This window comes from Streptomyces sp. NPDC058678, assembly GCF_042714835.1.
In the GTDB taxonomy this organism is placed as follows: Bacteria; Actinomycetota; Actinomycetes; order Streptomycetales; family Streptomycetaceae; genus Streptomyces.
In genome coordinates this window covers 1-14508 of record NZ_JBHXSG010000011.1, presented here as the reverse complement: position 1 = coordinate 14508, position 14508 = coordinate 1, and the positions used below count along the sequence as shown (strand labels likewise).

The window sequence follows — 14508 nt, the reverse complement described above, 5'->3', positions numbered from 1 at the left end:
TGGCGTGTGGGCCGTGAGCATCGCCGTGCCGTCCATGGGCTGCGGCCTCACTGCATGAATTCGAGCACTTGCTCGACCGAGGCCCGCCTCGGTACGGCCCACCGCTCGATTGGCCGGAAGCTGTCAGGGGTTCGTCAGCCCGGTCCGCTTGACTGACTTTCAGCCGCCCCTGTCCCGGCCCTCGACCGAGGAGAGACATGACCACCCCCTACATGCCGCAGCAGCCGCAGCAGCCGCAGCAGCCGCAGCAGCCGCAGACGCCGCGGACCCCCCACACCCCCGCCTCACCCCACCTCGACTTCGACCCCGAAGCCCTCCGCGCCAGATACCGCACCGAACGCGACCGCCGCATCCGCCCCGACGGCCGTGCCCAGTACCGCACGACCAGCGGCGAGTTCGGCTCGTACGACGAAGACCCGCACGCCGACCGCGAGTTCACTCGGGAGCCGCTGCACGACCGGGTCGAGGCGGTGGTCGTCGGTGGTGGGTTCGGTGGGTTGCTCGCCGGGGCTCGGCTGCGGCAGGCCGGGGTCGAGTCGGTCCGGGTGATCGAGAAGGGCGGGGACTTCGGCGGCACCTGGTACTGGAACCGGTACCCCGGCATCCACTGCGACATCGAGTCGTACGTCTATCTGCCGTTGCTGGAGGAGATCGGTTACGTCCCCCGATGGCGGTACGCGCCGGGGGAGGAGATCCGGCAGCACGCCCGTGCCATCGCGCGGCACTTCCGTCTCTACGACGACGCCTGCTTCCAGACGCAGGCCACCGAACTGCGTTGGAAGGAAGGGGAGGAAGGGGAGAAGGGGGAGGGGGAGTGGATCGTCGGCACCGACCGTGGGGACCGGATCCGGGCGCGGTACGTCGTGGTCTCCAGCGGCACCCTCAGCCAGGCCAAGCTGCCCGGCATCCCCGGGATCGAGACGTTCAAGGGGCATACGTTCCACACCAGCCGCTGGGACTACGCCTACACCGGCGGCGACGCGAACGGCGGTCTGACCGGGCTCGCCGACAAGCGGGTCGCCCTCATCGGTACCGGTGCCACCGGAATCCAGGTGGTGCCGCACCTCGGTGCCGACGCCCGGCACCTGTACGTGTTCCAGCGCACGCCCTCCTCCGTCGACGTACGCGGAAACCGTCCTACCGATCCGGAATGGGCCCGGTCGCTGCGGCCCGGCTGGCACCGGCATCGCAGGGACAACTTCCTCAAGGTCGTCACCGGCGTGCGCGGCGAGGAGGACCTGGTGAACGACGGCTGGACCAGCAGTGCGTGGCTGCAGGAGAAGCTGATCCCGACCAACGCCTACGCGCACATCCCGGCCGAGGAGCGCGAACGGGCGTACGAGATCGCCGACTTCCAGAAGATGAACGAGATCAGGGCGCGGGTGGAGTCGACCGTCGAGGACCCGGAGACCGCCGAGAAGCTCAAGCCCTGGTACCGCTACATGTGCAAGCGGCCCACGTTCAGCGACCACTACCTCCAGACCTTCAACCGGCCCAACGTCACCCTCGTCGACACGGCCGACACCCACGGCGTGGAGCGGATCACCGAGACCTCTGTCGTCGTCGGCGGAGTGGAGTACGAGGTCGACTGCGTCATCTTCGCCACCGGTTTCGCGGTCGGTGTGTCGGGGCTCGTGTCCGGGCAGCTGCCGGCGTACGGGCGCGGCGGTGTCGCCCTGCTGGACCGGTGGAAGGAGGGCGGCCCGCGCACCCTCCACGGGTTCTGCACCCACGGCTTCCCGAACCTCTTCCAGCTCGGGTCGCTGCAGAACGCCGCCGCCGTCAACTTCGTCCACGTCCTCGACGAACAGGCCACCCACATCGGCGCGGTCGTCGCCGAGGCGCGCAGGCGCGGGGCGCGGTACGTCGAGCCCAGCGCCGAGGCCGAGGAGGCCTGGGTGGCGACGATCCGCGAGAAGGCACCCGACCAGTACCGGTTCCATGCCGAGTGCACCCCGGGCTACTACAACAACGAGGGGCGCCCGCGGCAGCGCAGCGAACAGTTCGGTGACGGGCCGGTCGTCTTCCACGAACTGCTCGCCCGCTGGCGCGCGGAGGGCGGTACGGAGGACGTCCTCGTCGACCCCGACCAGGGGAGGCTCCCCTAGGACGCCCGAGGCGTCCCCAGGGAGCGTTCCGTCACCCGGGCCAGGTGCCGGGCGAAGACCTCGCGGGTGTCCGGGGTGAGCGTGCGCAGGGCCACCAGGGCCGTGATCACGACGTCGCACAGTTCGCCCTGGACGTCCTCCCAGGTGTGGGTGACGCCCTTGCGCGGGTTCTGGCCGGTCGCCCCGATGACCGCCTGGGCGACCTCGCCGACCTCCTCGGACAGCTTCAGCATGCGCAGCAGCAGGGCCTGGTCGCCGTCGATCGGGCGGTTCGCGTCCAGCCAGGCCCACAGCGTGTCGATGGAGCCCCACAGGTCCGCGGTGGCCTCGGCAGCCGTGTCGGCAGTCGTGGCGTCGGACGTGTCGGCAGCCGTGGCGACAGCGATTTCGTCGGACGTGTCGACAGCGGTGTCGGCAGCCGCTTCGGCAGTCGTCTCGAGGGAGGTGGCCTGATCGGTCATACCGGCAGCCTGTCACGCCCCCTCCCCGCCGGACACCATGCCTACTCGTCGAACGTCTCCTCGAACAGCGCCTGCTGCTCGCCCTCCTCCGCCTTCCGCAGCCGCCGGTTCCGTGCGCCCACGACCAGTGCCGTCACCAGCCCGGTCGCCGCGAACGCCGTCGGGACCATCCAGCCGCGGTTGACCGCGTGGCGCAGCGAGTGGTCCAGGGAGAGCCGGCCGGGGCCGGTGACGGCGAGACCGGCCGCGGTCAGGCCCAGGGACGCCGCGTACTCGTAGCCGCCGCTCTGGTTGAAGAAGCCGTTCGGGGTGTGCACCGCGGCCGCGCCCGCCATCGCCCCGGCCGCCGCCGCACCGGCCGCCGGGGTCGCCAGGCCCAGCGCCAGCAGGGTGCCGCCGCCGGCCTCGGCCAGCCCGGCCGCCGCGGCGCTCGGCTTGCCGGGCGCGTACCCGACGGACTCGAAGAACTGACCGGTGCCCTCCAGCCCGTGTCCGCCGAACCACCCGAACAGCTTCTGCGTGCCGTGCGCGGCCAGCACTCCGCCGGCGCCCAGCCGGAGCAGCAGCAGGCCCAGATCACGTCGGTCGTAACAGCTCACGATGACTCCTGGAACAGACAGAAGGGGCAGGGACACCCCACGCGTTTCCACCGTCGCACCCCTCACACCCACCGGCCCCGCCCACCGCGCCGTTCGGGTGGCGCGTCCCCGACGGTGATGTGACTCTGACTGCCATGACGATTCAGACAGCCAAGCTGAGCGACCCGGCCGTCCGCGCCTTCGTCACCGCCGTCAACGCCCATGACCGCGAGGGCTTCCTGCAACTCCTCGCCCCCGGCGCGACCATGGCGGACGACGGGTCCGACCGCGACCTCGACGAGTGGGTCGACCGGGAGATCTTCACCTCCCACGGCCACATGGAGGTCGACAACGAGTCCCAGGGCGGCCGCGCCCTCCTCGCCCGCTACAGCAACGACACCTGGGGCGAGATGCGCACCCGGTGGAGCTTCACGGTCGAGGACGACGGCAGGATCTCCCGCTTCGAGACCGGCCAGGCCTGAAACCTCGTACGGCAGCCCGCACATCCGCACAGCCCCCAGCCCGAACAATCCGCAGAAACCCCTTGCCCTGGAGTGCACTCCAACTCCTAGCGTTCTCCGACATGGACACCACACGGACACTGGGCCGCACCGGCATAGAGGTCAGCGCCCTCGGCTTCGGCTGCTGGGCGATCGGCGGAGAATGGCAGGACGCCGACGGGCAGCCCCTCGGCTGGGGCAAGGTCGACGACGAGGAGTCCGTACGGGCGGTCCGGCGCGCCCTCGATCTGGGCGTCACCTTCTTCGACACCGCGGACACCTACGGCGCCGGGCACAGCGAACGCGTCCTGGGCCGGGCGCTCGGCAAGCGCCGGGACGACGTGGTCCTCGCCACCAAGTGGGGCAACGTCTTCGACGAGGCCACCCGCACGCTCACAGGCGGCGACGACACCCCGGCCTACGCCCGCCGCGCCCTGACGGCATCCCTCACCCGCCTGGGCACCGACCACATCGACCTCTACCAGTTGCACCTGTCGGACGCCGACCCGGAGCGTGCCGCCGAACTGCGCGACCTCTGCGAGGAGTTCGTGCGGGAGGGGCTGATCCGGGCGTACGCCTGGAGCACCGACGACCCGGCCCGCGCCGCCGTGTTCGCCGAGGGGGAGCACTGTGCGGCCGTACAGCACGCCATCAACGTGCTGCAGGACGCCCCCGAAATGCTGGCGCTGTGCGAGGAGTCGGACCTTGCGAGCATCAACCGCAGTCCCCTCGCCATGGGGTTGCTGACCGGGAAGCGGCATGGGGCCCTGGAGGCCGGGGACATCCGGAGCCGGCCGCCGGAGTGGTTGCAGGGGTTCGAGGAGGGCTCCGGTGCCGCTGCCGACTGGGTCGCCCGCGTCGACGCGCTGAAGGACGTCCTCACCAGCGCAGGACGTACGCCCGCCCAGGGCGCCCTCGCCTGGCTGTGGGCGCGCAGCCCGCGCACGGTCCCGATTCCCGGCTTCCGTTCGGTCGCCCAGGCCGAGCAGAACGCGGGCGCGATCGAGAAGGGGCCGCTCACCGCGGAGCAGATGGCCGAGGTCGACCACATCCTCGGGCGGTGAGCGGCCCCTCCGGGGGCATCTGGGGGATCAGGGGAATCAGAGGCGCACGGTCTGTTCGGTCAGGCTGATGTGGCCGGCCTTGATGGTGGCGACGCGCGGGGCGCGGCGGGCGATCGACGAGTCGTGGGTGACCAGGACGAAGGTCAGCCCGTGCTCGCGCCACAGCCCTTCGAGCAGGGCCATGATGTCGTCGCGGGTGCCCTCGTCGAGGTTGCCGGTGGGCTCGTCGGCGAGGAGCACCTTCGGCTGCTTGACCAGCGCGCGGGCGATGGCGACGCGCTGCTGCTGGCCGCCGGACAACTCGGTCGGGACGTGGCCGAGGCGCTCGCCGAGGCCGACCGACCCGAGCGCCTCCGCCGCCCGCTCGCGCCGCTCGGCGGGCTTCACGCCGAGCGGGACGAGGGCGGTCTCGACGTTCTCCTGCGCGGTGAGCGTCGGGATCAGGTTGAACGCCTGGAAGATGATGCCGATCTTCTCGGCGCGCAGCCGGGTCAGTCTGGCCTCGCTGATGGAGGCCAGGTCGACGCCGTCGAACTCGACGCTGCCCTCGGTCGGGCGGTCGAGGCCGCCGATCATCTGCAACAGCGTCGACTTGCCGCCGCCGGTGGGGCCCTGGATGACGAGCTGGTCGCCGTCCTCGATGGTGAGGTCGACGCCTCGCAGCGCCTCCACCGTCTCCTTGCCGCGCGTATAGCGCTTGGTGACTCCGGTGAGTCTGTACATGGGTGCTCCGTGAGATGAGTGGGGGTGCTAGGAGACGCTGCGCAGGGCGTCGGCCGGCCGCATCCGGGAGGCGCGCCAGCCGCCCATCGCGCCGGCGATCAGACCGCCGGCCACCGCGAGGCCCACCGCGAGGGCGATGGTGGTCAGCGAGACGGGGGCGGACAGGGCGATCTCCATGGTGTTCCGGGTCGCCTGCTGCCCGCCCGGGCCACCGCCGCCGGGGCCGCCGCCCGCGCCGCCACCGCCGCCGGTGGAGCCGAGCTGCGCGGTCAGTTTCGGGCTGATCGCGGTGACCGTGTACGCGGCCGCCAGGCCGAGGGCGATACCGAGGGCGCCGCCGATCAGGCCGTTCACGACGGACTCGCCGACGACCTGCCGGGTGACCCGGCGGCTCGGCCAGCCCAGCGCCTTCAGCGTGCCGAACTCACGCACCCGCCGGGACACGGCCGAGGAGGTCAGCAGCGCGGCCACCAGGAAGGCGGCGACGAGCACGGCGACCGACAGCCACTTGCCGACGCTGGTCGCCAGGTTCGAGGCGGTGGACAGGGAGCCGGAGACGGTGTCCGCGAGGTCGGCGGAGGTCGTCACGGTCGTACCGGAGATGTTCTTCTGGATCGTCGACTTGACGGTCTGGATCTGCTTCGAGTCGGTCGCCTTGACGTAGATCGTGGTGACCTGGTCCTTGGCGTCGGCCAGCGTCTGCGCCTGCTTCAGCGGCAGGTAGACGTCGGTGCTTGACTCGCTGCTGTCGGGCGTCGCGATGCCGATGACCGTGTACTTGGCGCCGGAGATCTTGAAGGTCGAGCCGACCTTGTACTCGTTCTCCTTGGCGTACGACTTGCTGAGCACCGCGACCTTCGCGTCGCTCTGCGCGGTCGTGAACGTCCTGCCCGAGGTGATCTGCGAGCCGGCCAGCGGACCGAGCGTCTGGTCGGCGACGTCGACGCCGGCGACCGAGTAGGAGTTCACGTCGAAGGAGGCGCCGCCGCCCTGCACCTGCGGCTGGGCGGTGCTGCCGGAGGTGCCGCCGCCGGGGCCGCCCTGGGTCTGTCCCTGCTCCTGGTTCTGCGCCTGGCCCTGAGTGAAGGAGCCGTCGACCTTCGTCACGTTCAGGGTGAGTGCGCCGACCGCGCTCGCCACGCCCTTCTGCGCGGCGACCTTCTCGACGAGCGAGGACTTCAGGGCCTGACCCCCCTGTGTCATCACCCGGTCGGAACTCTGCTCCTCGTCCCCCTCCGCCTTCGCGTCGAACTCGAAGCTCGGTCTGCCCGAACTGTTGCCGGTGGGCGCCGTGCGGGCCTTGGTGACCGTCATGTCGGTGCCGAGACCGTAGAGCGACTTCAGGACCTTGTCCTGCGCCTGTTGCATGCCGGCCGACACCGAGTTGACGGTGATGACCAGCGCGATCCCGAGCGCCAGACCCATCGCGATGACCAGGGCCGCCTTCTTGCGCCGGCTCAGCTCTCGCTTGAGATAGATGCCAAACATCCCGTTCCTCGAAGGTTCTTGGCGCCCGCTGTGGGCGCTGCCACAAGCTAGGCGCGAACCTTTGAGTCGCCCTGGGTGCGGGATGTGTACGGCATAAGAAACGCCACAGAGTTTGATCTGAGCGGCAGCCGTCCCCGCACCGGTGCGTACCCCGCAGCCCCCCGCGAGATCCACCCCCATCCGATGCGGGGAACGGCTGCCGCCACCCCCCTCGGGTGCGGTTGGCGGAAGCCGGGTCCTCCAAGTGTGAAGCTCTTATGGAGGAGATGAAGAGCATAAGGCCCCGACCGGCTCTAATGGTGCGGAGGATTGGGTTCCGGTTGTGCAAGTTGTGCTCAGCCGCGTCCCACGTACGGCATCGTCGTGGCCAGTACCGTCGCGAACTGCACGTTCGCCTCCAGAGGCAGCTCCGCCATGTGCCGCACGGTCCGCGCGACATCGGCGACGTCCATCACCGGCTCGGGCGCCATCTCCCCGTTGGCCTGGAGGGCGCCGCTGCGCATCCGCTCGGTCATGTCGGTCGCCGCGTTGCCGATGTCGATCTGCCCGACCGCGATGCCGTACGGCCGCCCGTCGAGGGACAGCGCCTTGGTCAGCCCGGTCAGCGCGTGCTTGGTCGCGGTGTAGGCGACGGAGTGCGGCCGGGGCGTGTGCGCGGAGATGGAGCCGTTGTTGATGATCCGACCGCCCCGCGGGTCCTGCTCCTTCATCTGCCGGTACGCGGCTTGAGCGCACAGGAACGCGCCGTTGAGGTTGGTGTCCACCACGTGCCGCCAGGCGTCGTACGGCAGTTCCTCGACGGGCACCCCGCCCGGCCCGAAGGTCCCCGCGTTGTTGAACAGCAGGTCGACGCGCCCGAAGTGGTCCACGGTGGCGGCGAACAGGGCGGCCACGTCGTCCGGCCGTGACACGTCGGTGCGTACGGCGATCGAAGCGGCCTCGGCGCCCTCGGTGCCGTCGGGCGCCAGTGCCGCCGTCTCCTCCAGCGTCTCCGGTCGCCGGCCCGCCAGCGCCACCGACCAGCCCGCGCGCAGCAGCTCCACGGCGACCGCGCGTCCGATGCCGGAGCCGGCGCCGGTCACCACCGCGATCCTCGATTCCTTCGCAGTTCGCATGGCATTCATGGGCCCGCAGCGTACGGGAGGGGTCGGAGGGTGCCCGCTGTACGGAACTCATCCGTCCGCCATCTGAGTGTTGTGTACGTGCCAACCGGACGTCGTCCCCGGCCACTCCAATTGCTCCTGCACTCATCAGTCAGGGGAGGACCGGATGACACTCGACACCCGCCCGTCACAGCACGCCCCCGAACTTCGCGCCGTCGCCCGCCACTTGAACCGCCGCCGCTTCCTGACCGTCACCGGCGCCGCCGCCGCGCTCGCGTTCTCCGTGAACCTGCCCGCCGCCGGCGCGGCGAGCGCCGCCGAACTCGACGCCGCGAAGATCACCGAGAACCCCTTCACCCTCGGCGTCGGATCGGGCGACCCGCTGCCCGACTCCGTGCTCCTGTGGACCCGGCTGGCCCCCGCCCCGTACCAGCCCGACGGCGGCCTCCCGGCCGAACGCGTCCTGGTCCACTGGGAGGTGGCCCACGACGAGAGGTTCCGCCGGATCGTCAGACGCGGAACGGCCGTGGCACACCCCGAGTTCCACCACACCGTCCACGCCGAGGTCGCCCACCTCGGCTCCGACCGGGTCTTCCACTACCGCTTCCGCGTGGGCGGCTGGATCAGCCCGGTCGGCCGCACCCGCACCGCACCGGCGACCGGCAGCCGCACCTCGTCGCTCACCTTCGCCGCCGTGTCCTGCCAGGCGTACACCGACGGCTACTTCACCCCGTACGGGCATCTCGCCGCCGAGGACGTCGACGTGGTCTTCCACCTCGGGGACTACCTGTACGAGTACGCGGTCAACTCGGTGGGCGGATACCGCAACTACACCGACCGCACCCTCCCCGCGGTGTTCAACCGCGAGACGGTCACCCTGGAGGACTACCGCCTGCGCTACGCCCTCTACAAGTCCGACCCCGACCTGATGGCCGCGCACGCCGCGCACCCCTTCGTCGTCACCTGGGACGACCACGAGACCGAGAACAACTACGCGGACGAGATCCCCGAGAACGGCGTTCCGCCGGAGGAGTTCCTGCTGCGCCGCGCCGCCGCCTACCGCGCCTACTGGGAGAACCAGCCGCTGCGCCGCCCGCAGCAGCCCGCGGGACCGGACATGCGGCTCTACCGGCGTCTGCACTGGGGCCGGCTCGCCCAGTTCGACGTCCTCGACACCCGCCAGTACCGCTCCGACCAGGCCTACGGCGACGGCCTCGACCTGCCCGGCCCCGAGATCGACGACCCGGCGCGCACGATGACCGGCGAGACCCAGGAGCGGTGGCTGCTCGACGGCTGGCGCGACTCACGAGCCCTGTGGAACGTCGTACCGCAACAGGTGAACTTCTCGCAGCGCAAGCTCGATCTCACGGACCCGGCACGGCTGTCGATGGACGCCTGGGACGGCTACCGGGCCTCCCGCCGCCGGATCCTCGACGGGGCCAAGGCGGCCGGCATCGACAACCTGATGGTCCTCACCGGTGACGTGCACGTCGCGTACGCCTACGACATCAAGGACGACTTCGACGACCCCGCCTCCCGCACCCTCGGCACGGAGATCGTCGGATCGTCGATCTCCAGCGGCCGGGACGGCGCCGACAAGCCCTCCACCTGGGACACGTACACCCGGGCCAACCCGCACATGAGGTTCTACAACGGGCTGCGCGGCTACGTGACCGTCGAGCTGGGCCGCGAGCGGGCCCGGGCCGACTTCAGGAGCGTGCCGTACGTGACCAGGCCCGGGGCGCCGATCGCGACAGCCGCGTCCTTCGTGACCCAGGTGGGGGAGCAGGGGCTCACGCCGGCGTGAGCTCGGCCACCGGGTCCACCGGGTCCTCCCCGGGATAGCGGACGCCGACGCGCTCCCGTATGGCGTCGAGCGTCCGCATCACGGCAAGGGTGCCGTCCAGCGGGACGAGCGGGGACTCGGTCTCGCCGGCCCGCAGGGCGCGCATGACCTCCAGGGCCTCGTGCCGGAGGCTGCCCCGGGGACCGTCCGCCGGGTCGGCGGCGAACTCCTCCGGGTCGCGGCCGTCGCGGTGCAGCACGAAACGGTCGGTGTGGAAGAAGCCGTACGGGATGTCGATGCGGCCCAGCGAACCCGTGACGGACGCGGTGGTGGCCGTACCGCCGATGACGGAACAGTGCACCGAGGCGAGCGCGCCGCCGTCCCAGGAGAGCAGCGCGCTCGTCTGCAGGTCGACGCCCTCGTCGGACAGCGTGGCGCGCGCCGCGATGTCCGACGGCTCGCCCAGCAGCAGGTGGGCGAAGGACACCGGGTAGACGCCCAGGTCGAGCAGTGCGCCGCCGCCCTGCTGCGGGTCACGCAGCCGGTGGGTGGGTGGGAAGGGGCCGGCAAGCCCGAAGTCGGCCTGCACATTGCGTACTTCGCCGATCGCGCCGTCCCGCACCAGGTCGGCGAGGCGCCGGATCAGCGGGTTGCAGTACATCCACATGGCCTCCATCAGGAAGCTGCCGCGTTTCCTCGCCAGCGCGACCAGTTCCTCGGCCTCGCGCGCGTTGAGCGTGAACGCCTTCTCGCACAGCACGTTCCGCCCGGCCTCCAGACACAGGCCCGCGGCCGCGCGGTGTGCCGAGTGCGGGGTGGCGACGTACACGACGTCGATGTCCTCGTCCTGGGCGAGCGCGTCCCAGCCGCCGTACGCGCGGGGGATCCCGAACCGCTCCGCGAACGCCTTCGCCGACTCCTCGGTCCGGGAGGCCACCGCCACGACCTCCGCGTCCGGCAGATCCACCAGGTCGGCGGTGAACGCCGCCGCGATCCCGCCCGTCGCCAGGATCCCCCAGCGCACCCTCTGCTCCGTCGTCATCCCGGCCCCACCCTCGCTCCACCACACCTCGGCACTCTGTACGAGCTGAGAGCATAGGCGGCGGATCACTCGGAGAGGGAGGGGCACATGCCCGAGCACGGGGCGTCGACACCGGACACGTCACAGGCAGCCGCACCCGGCACGGACACCCCGGTCCGAGCGGTGCGCCGCACCGGCATGCTCGTCACCTTCGTCCTCGGCGGCCTCACCGCCACACCCCCGCTGGCGATGGACATGTACCTCCCCGCGCTCCCGGAGGTCACCGACTCCCTGCGCGCGCCCGCCGCCACCGTCCAGCTCACCCTCACGGCCTGCCTGGTCGGCATGGCGCTCGGACAGATAGTGGTCGGCCCGATGAGCGACAAGTGGGGGCGCAGACGACCCCTGCTCGTCGGACTCGTCATCTACGTCGCCGCCACCGCCGTGTGCGCCTTCGCGCCCACCGTCGAGCTCCTGGTCGCCTTCCGGCTGGCCCAGGGCCTCGCGGGCGCGGCCGGGATAGTGATCGCGCGGGCCGTGGTACGGGACATGTACGACGGCGTGGCCATGGCCCGCTTCTTCTCCAACCTCATGCTGATCTCCGGGGTCGCCCCGATCGTGGCGCCGCTCGTCGGCGGGCAGATCCTGCGGGTGACGGACTGGCGGGGCGTGTTCGTGGTGCTGACGGTCATCGGGGCCGCGCTGACCGTCCTGGTGTGGCTGCGGCTGCCCGAGACCCTGGCACCGGCCGACCGGCACGGCGGCGGCTTCGGCGAGGCCGTGCGCTCCATGCGCGCCCTGCTCGCCGACCGTGTCTTCTCGGGATACGTCCTCACCGGCAGCTTCGCCTTCGTCGTCGTCTTCGCCTACATCTCGGCGTCGCCGTTCGTCATCCAGGAGATCTACGGCGCCTCCCCGCAGACCTTCAGCCTGCTGTTCGGCGTCAACTCCGTGGGCCTGGTGATCACTGGCCAGATCAACGGAAAGCTGCTGGTCGGCCGGGTCAGCCTCGACAAGGTGCTCGCCGTCGGCCTCGTCCTGCTCGGGGTCGCGGCGACCGCGCTGCTGCTGATGTCGACGGGTGTCTTCGGCGAGGTGGGGCTCGCGCCGATCGCCGCCGGGCTGTTCCTGGTGATGTCCGCGATCGCCCTGACCATGCCCAACGCCCAGGCGCTCGCCCTCATGCGCGTCGAGCACTCGGCCGGAGCCGCCTCCGCGCTGCTCGGCACCTCCTCCTTCCTCGTCGGCGCGGTCGCGGCACCGCTGGTCGGGATCGCCGGAGAGGACACCGCCGTACCGATGGCGCTCGTCCAACTGGGTGCCGTACTGGTGGCGGGCGCCTGCTTCGTGGTTATGTGCCGTCCTTGGAACAGACGTGCGAGCGCGGAGGGAGCGGAGAGCTGAGCGCGCCGAAACTGCGCAGCGACACCCCGGAACGGGCCGGACTCGACCCCGGGGAACTCGGACACCTCGTCCAGCAGGTCCACGAGCTCACCGCCGGCGAGCGCCCCTGGGCGGCGGGTGCCGTCGTGGTCGCCGGACGCGGCCCGGTCATCGCCGTGGAGGAGGCGGCGGGCTGGGCCGTCCGGTACGCCTCCTACGACCCCGCGACGGACCAGGGCGTGGAACTGCCGCCCGAGGCGCGCGTCCCGATGACCGTCGACACCCCCTTCGACCTGGCCTCCCTCACCAAGCTGTTCACGTCGGTCGCGGCCGTGCAGCAGATCGAGCGGGGCACCCTCGGCATCGACGCACGGGTCGGCGCCTACCTCCCGGACTTCCGGGCGGCCGCCGAGCACGGCATCACCGTACGAGAACTGCTCACCCACACCTCCGGCCTGCGACCCGACCTCCCCCTGTACGAGCGTGCCGACGACGCGGATCGCCTGGCGACGCTGCGGGCGGAGCCCCCGATGGGCGTGCCCGGCACCTACACCTACTCCGACCTGAACCTGCTCCTGCTCCAGCACGTCCTGGAACGCATCACCGGCCGCACCCTCGACGTCCTCGTCCACGACGGCATCACCCGCCCACTCGGCATGACGTCCACCTCCTTCGGCCCGAGCCCCGGCGCGGCCGCCACTGAGGACCAGCGCCGGCCGTGGGCGAAGGCGGACCGGGGCATGCTGCGGGGCGTGGTCCACGACGAGAACGCCTGGGCACTGGGCGGCGTGGCCGGCCACGCGGGCCTGTTCTCGACCGGCCGGGACCTCGCCGTCTTCTGCCGCGCGTTACTGGCGGGCGGCGCGTACGGCCCCGCCCGCATCCTCGGCCCGGAGTTCGTGGAACTGATGCTGACCCCGCCCGGCCTGGGCTTCGCCCTCGACCAGCCCTGGTTCATGGGGGAACTGGCGGGGAAGGGAGCCGCGGGCCACACGGGCTTCACGGGAACCTCGGTGGTGATGGACCAGGCGACGGACACGTTCCTGGTGCTGCTGGCGAACACGGTCCATCCCCGAAGACGGCCGCCGGACAGCAGACCGCGGGCGAGGGCGGCGACGTGGGTGGCGCGGGCGGTGCGGGAGACGTGACAGGGCCACTTCGGCGGAGCCCCCCAGCAGGGCCCGCACCAACACGCGGCGCCCATAGAATCGTCGGGTGAACGCCCCCGCACCTCCGGCCGCCGAAACCCTGCGCACCGCCCTCGCCGACCTCCTCGACGGCCTCCCGCCCCGGCAGGCAGCACAGGCGGTCGACCGGCTGATCAGCAACTACCGGGGCGCCACCCCCACCAACGCCCCCATCCTCCGGGACCGCGCCGACGTGGCCGCCTACGCCGCCTACCGGATGCCCGCCACCTTCGAGGCCGTGCACTCCGCGCTGGAGGCGTTCACACAGGCCGCCCCCGACTGGGCACCCGGCAGCCACGTCGACGTCGGCGGCGGCACCGGCGCCGCGACCTGGGCCGTCAGCGCGACCTGGCCCGGCGAGCGCCCCGTCACCGTCCTGGACTGGGCCGAACCCGCGCTCGCCCTCGGCCGTGAGGTCGCCGCCGCCAACCCCACGCTGCGCAACGCGGACTGGCAGCGTGCCCGCATCGGCTCGGCGCTCACCCTCGACAGCACCGACCTGGTCACCGTGTCGTACGTCCTGAACGAGCTCACCGCCCCCGACCGCGTCGCCCTCGTGGACGCCGCCGCGAACGCCGCCCAGGCCGTCGTCATCGTCGAACCCGGCACCCCCGACGGCTACGCCCGCGTCATCGAGGCCCGCGACCGGCTGATCGCGGCCGGCTTCCGGGTGGCGGCGCCCTGCCCGCACAGTGCCGCCTGCCCGATCGTCCCGGGTGAGGACTGGTGCCACTTCTCGGCCCGGGTCAGCCGTTCCTCCCTCCACCGTCAGGTCAAGGGCGGCTCCCTGCCCTACGAGGACGAGAAGTTCGCCTACGTCGCGGCTGCTCGGTTCCCCACCGCTCCGGCGCCCTCCCGCGTCGTGCGGCGCCCGCAGATCCGCAAGGGCCAGGTGCTCCTCGACCTGTGCGAGCCCGAGGAGCGGCTGACCCGCCGCACGATCACCAAACGCCACGGCGACCTGTACAAGGCGGCCCGCGACACGGACTGGGGCGACGCCTGGCCGCGGTGACTTTCCTCGCCCCCGCCGCCCCTTCCCGTTCCCGTCCTTCTGGGGCTCCGCCCCAGACCCCGCTCCTCAAACGCCGGAGGGGCTGATTCCAGCC

The 14508-nt window shown here is 71.6% G+C and carries 13 protein-coding genes; 7 read left to right on the top strand and 6 right to left on the bottom strand.

Going from position 1 to position 14508, the window contains the following annotated elements:
- The first annotated feature begins 212 nt into the window (after positions 1-212).
- Entirely contained in the window at positions 213-2108 is a 1896-nt protein-coding gene (locus ACFWWR_RS13105; RefSeq protein WP_384303364.1) for a flavin-containing monooxygenase, read from the top strand.
- On the opposite strand, the gene ACFWWR_RS13100 is transcribed toward ACFWWR_RS13105, so the two are convergent.
- Entirely contained in the window at positions 2105-2569 is a 465-nt protein-coding gene (locus ACFWWR_RS13100; RefSeq protein WP_383875299.1) for a MazG-like family protein, read from the bottom strand. The genes ACFWWR_RS13105 and ACFWWR_RS13100 overlap by 4 nt on opposite strands.
- 41 nt (positions 2570-2610) lie before the next feature.
- Positions 2611-3168 (bottom strand): DoxX family protein, encoded by a 558-nt coding sequence (locus ACFWWR_RS13095; RefSeq protein ID WP_383875301.1) that lies wholly within the window; start codon positions 3166-3168, stop codon positions 2611-2613.
- 134 nt (positions 3169-3302) lie between these two features.
- Between ACFWWR_RS13095 and ACFWWR_RS13090 the strand changes: the two genes are divergently transcribed.
- Entirely contained in the window at positions 3303-3629 is a 327-nt protein-coding gene (locus tag ACFWWR_RS13090) for a nuclear transport factor 2 family protein (RefSeq protein WP_383875303.1), read from the top strand.
- A gap of 101 nt (positions 3630-3730) precedes the next feature.
- The gene (locus ACFWWR_RS13085) at positions 3731-4711 is read left to right on the top strand and encodes an aldo/keto reductase (RefSeq protein WP_384303227.1); all 981 of its coding nucleotides are present in this window, start codon (positions 3731-3733) and stop codon (positions 4709-4711) included.
- A gap of 36 nt (positions 4712-4747) precedes the next feature.
- Here ACFWWR_RS13085 and ACFWWR_RS13080 read toward each other — a convergent pair whose 3' ends face one another.
- From ACFWWR_RS13080 to ACFWWR_RS13070, 3 genes are all read right to left on the bottom strand, one after another.
- Positions 4748-5434 carry an ABC transporter ATP-binding protein gene (locus ACFWWR_RS13080; protein ID WP_383875307.1) on the bottom strand — a complete coding sequence of 229 codons (687 nt, stop codon included), beginning with the start codon at positions 5432-5434 and terminating at the stop codon, positions 4748-4750.
- Positions 5435-5461: 27 nt separating this feature from the next.
- Complete coding sequence (locus ACFWWR_RS13075) at positions 5462-6922, bottom strand: ABC transporter permease (protein WP_384303225.1); 1461 nt, start codon at positions 6920-6922, stop codon at positions 5462-5464.
- Positions 6923-7257: 335 nt separating this feature from the next.
- Positions 7258-8046: an SDR family oxidoreductase gene (locus ACFWWR_RS13070; RefSeq protein WP_383875310.1), complete on the bottom strand. Its 789-nt coding sequence runs from the start codon at positions 8044-8046 to the stop codon at positions 7258-7260.
- Between the two features lie 145 nt (positions 8047-8191).
- Between ACFWWR_RS13070 and ACFWWR_RS13065 the strand changes: the two genes are divergently transcribed.
- Positions 8192-9832, top strand: coding sequence for an alkaline phosphatase D family protein (locus ACFWWR_RS13065; protein WP_383875312.1), 1641 nt, complete (start codon positions 8192-8194; stop codon positions 9830-9832).
- Here ACFWWR_RS13065 and ACFWWR_RS13060 read toward each other — a convergent pair.
- Complete coding sequence (locus ACFWWR_RS13060) at positions 9819-10853, bottom strand: Gfo/Idh/MocA family protein (protein ID WP_383875314.1); 1035 nt, start codon at positions 10851-10853, stop codon at positions 9819-9821. The genes ACFWWR_RS13065 and ACFWWR_RS13060 overlap by 14 nt on opposite strands.
- A gap of 87 nt (positions 10854-10940) precedes the next feature.
- Between ACFWWR_RS13060 and ACFWWR_RS13055 the strand changes: the two genes are divergently transcribed.
- The 3 genes from ACFWWR_RS13055 (at position 10941) to ACFWWR_RS13045 (ending at position 14414) form a co-directional block, all read left to right on the top strand.
- The gene (locus ACFWWR_RS13055; RefSeq protein WP_383875316.1) at positions 10941-12236 is read left to right on the top strand and encodes a multidrug effflux MFS transporter; all 1296 of its coding nucleotides are present in this window, start codon (positions 10941-10943) and stop codon (positions 12234-12236) included.
- A complete protein-coding gene (locus ACFWWR_RS13050; RefSeq protein WP_384303223.1) occupies positions 12188-13363 on the top strand; it encodes a serine hydrolase domain-containing protein in 1176 nt (391 codons plus the stop codon). The genes ACFWWR_RS13055 and ACFWWR_RS13050 overlap by 49 nt, the downstream gene beginning before the upstream one ends.
- Before the next feature lie 67 nt (positions 13364-13430).
- Positions 13431-14414, top strand: coding sequence for a small ribosomal subunit Rsm22 family protein (locus ACFWWR_RS13045; protein WP_384303221.1), 984 nt, complete (start codon positions 13431-13433; stop codon positions 14412-14414).
- The last annotated feature ends 94 nt before the right edge of the window (positions 14415-14508 follow it).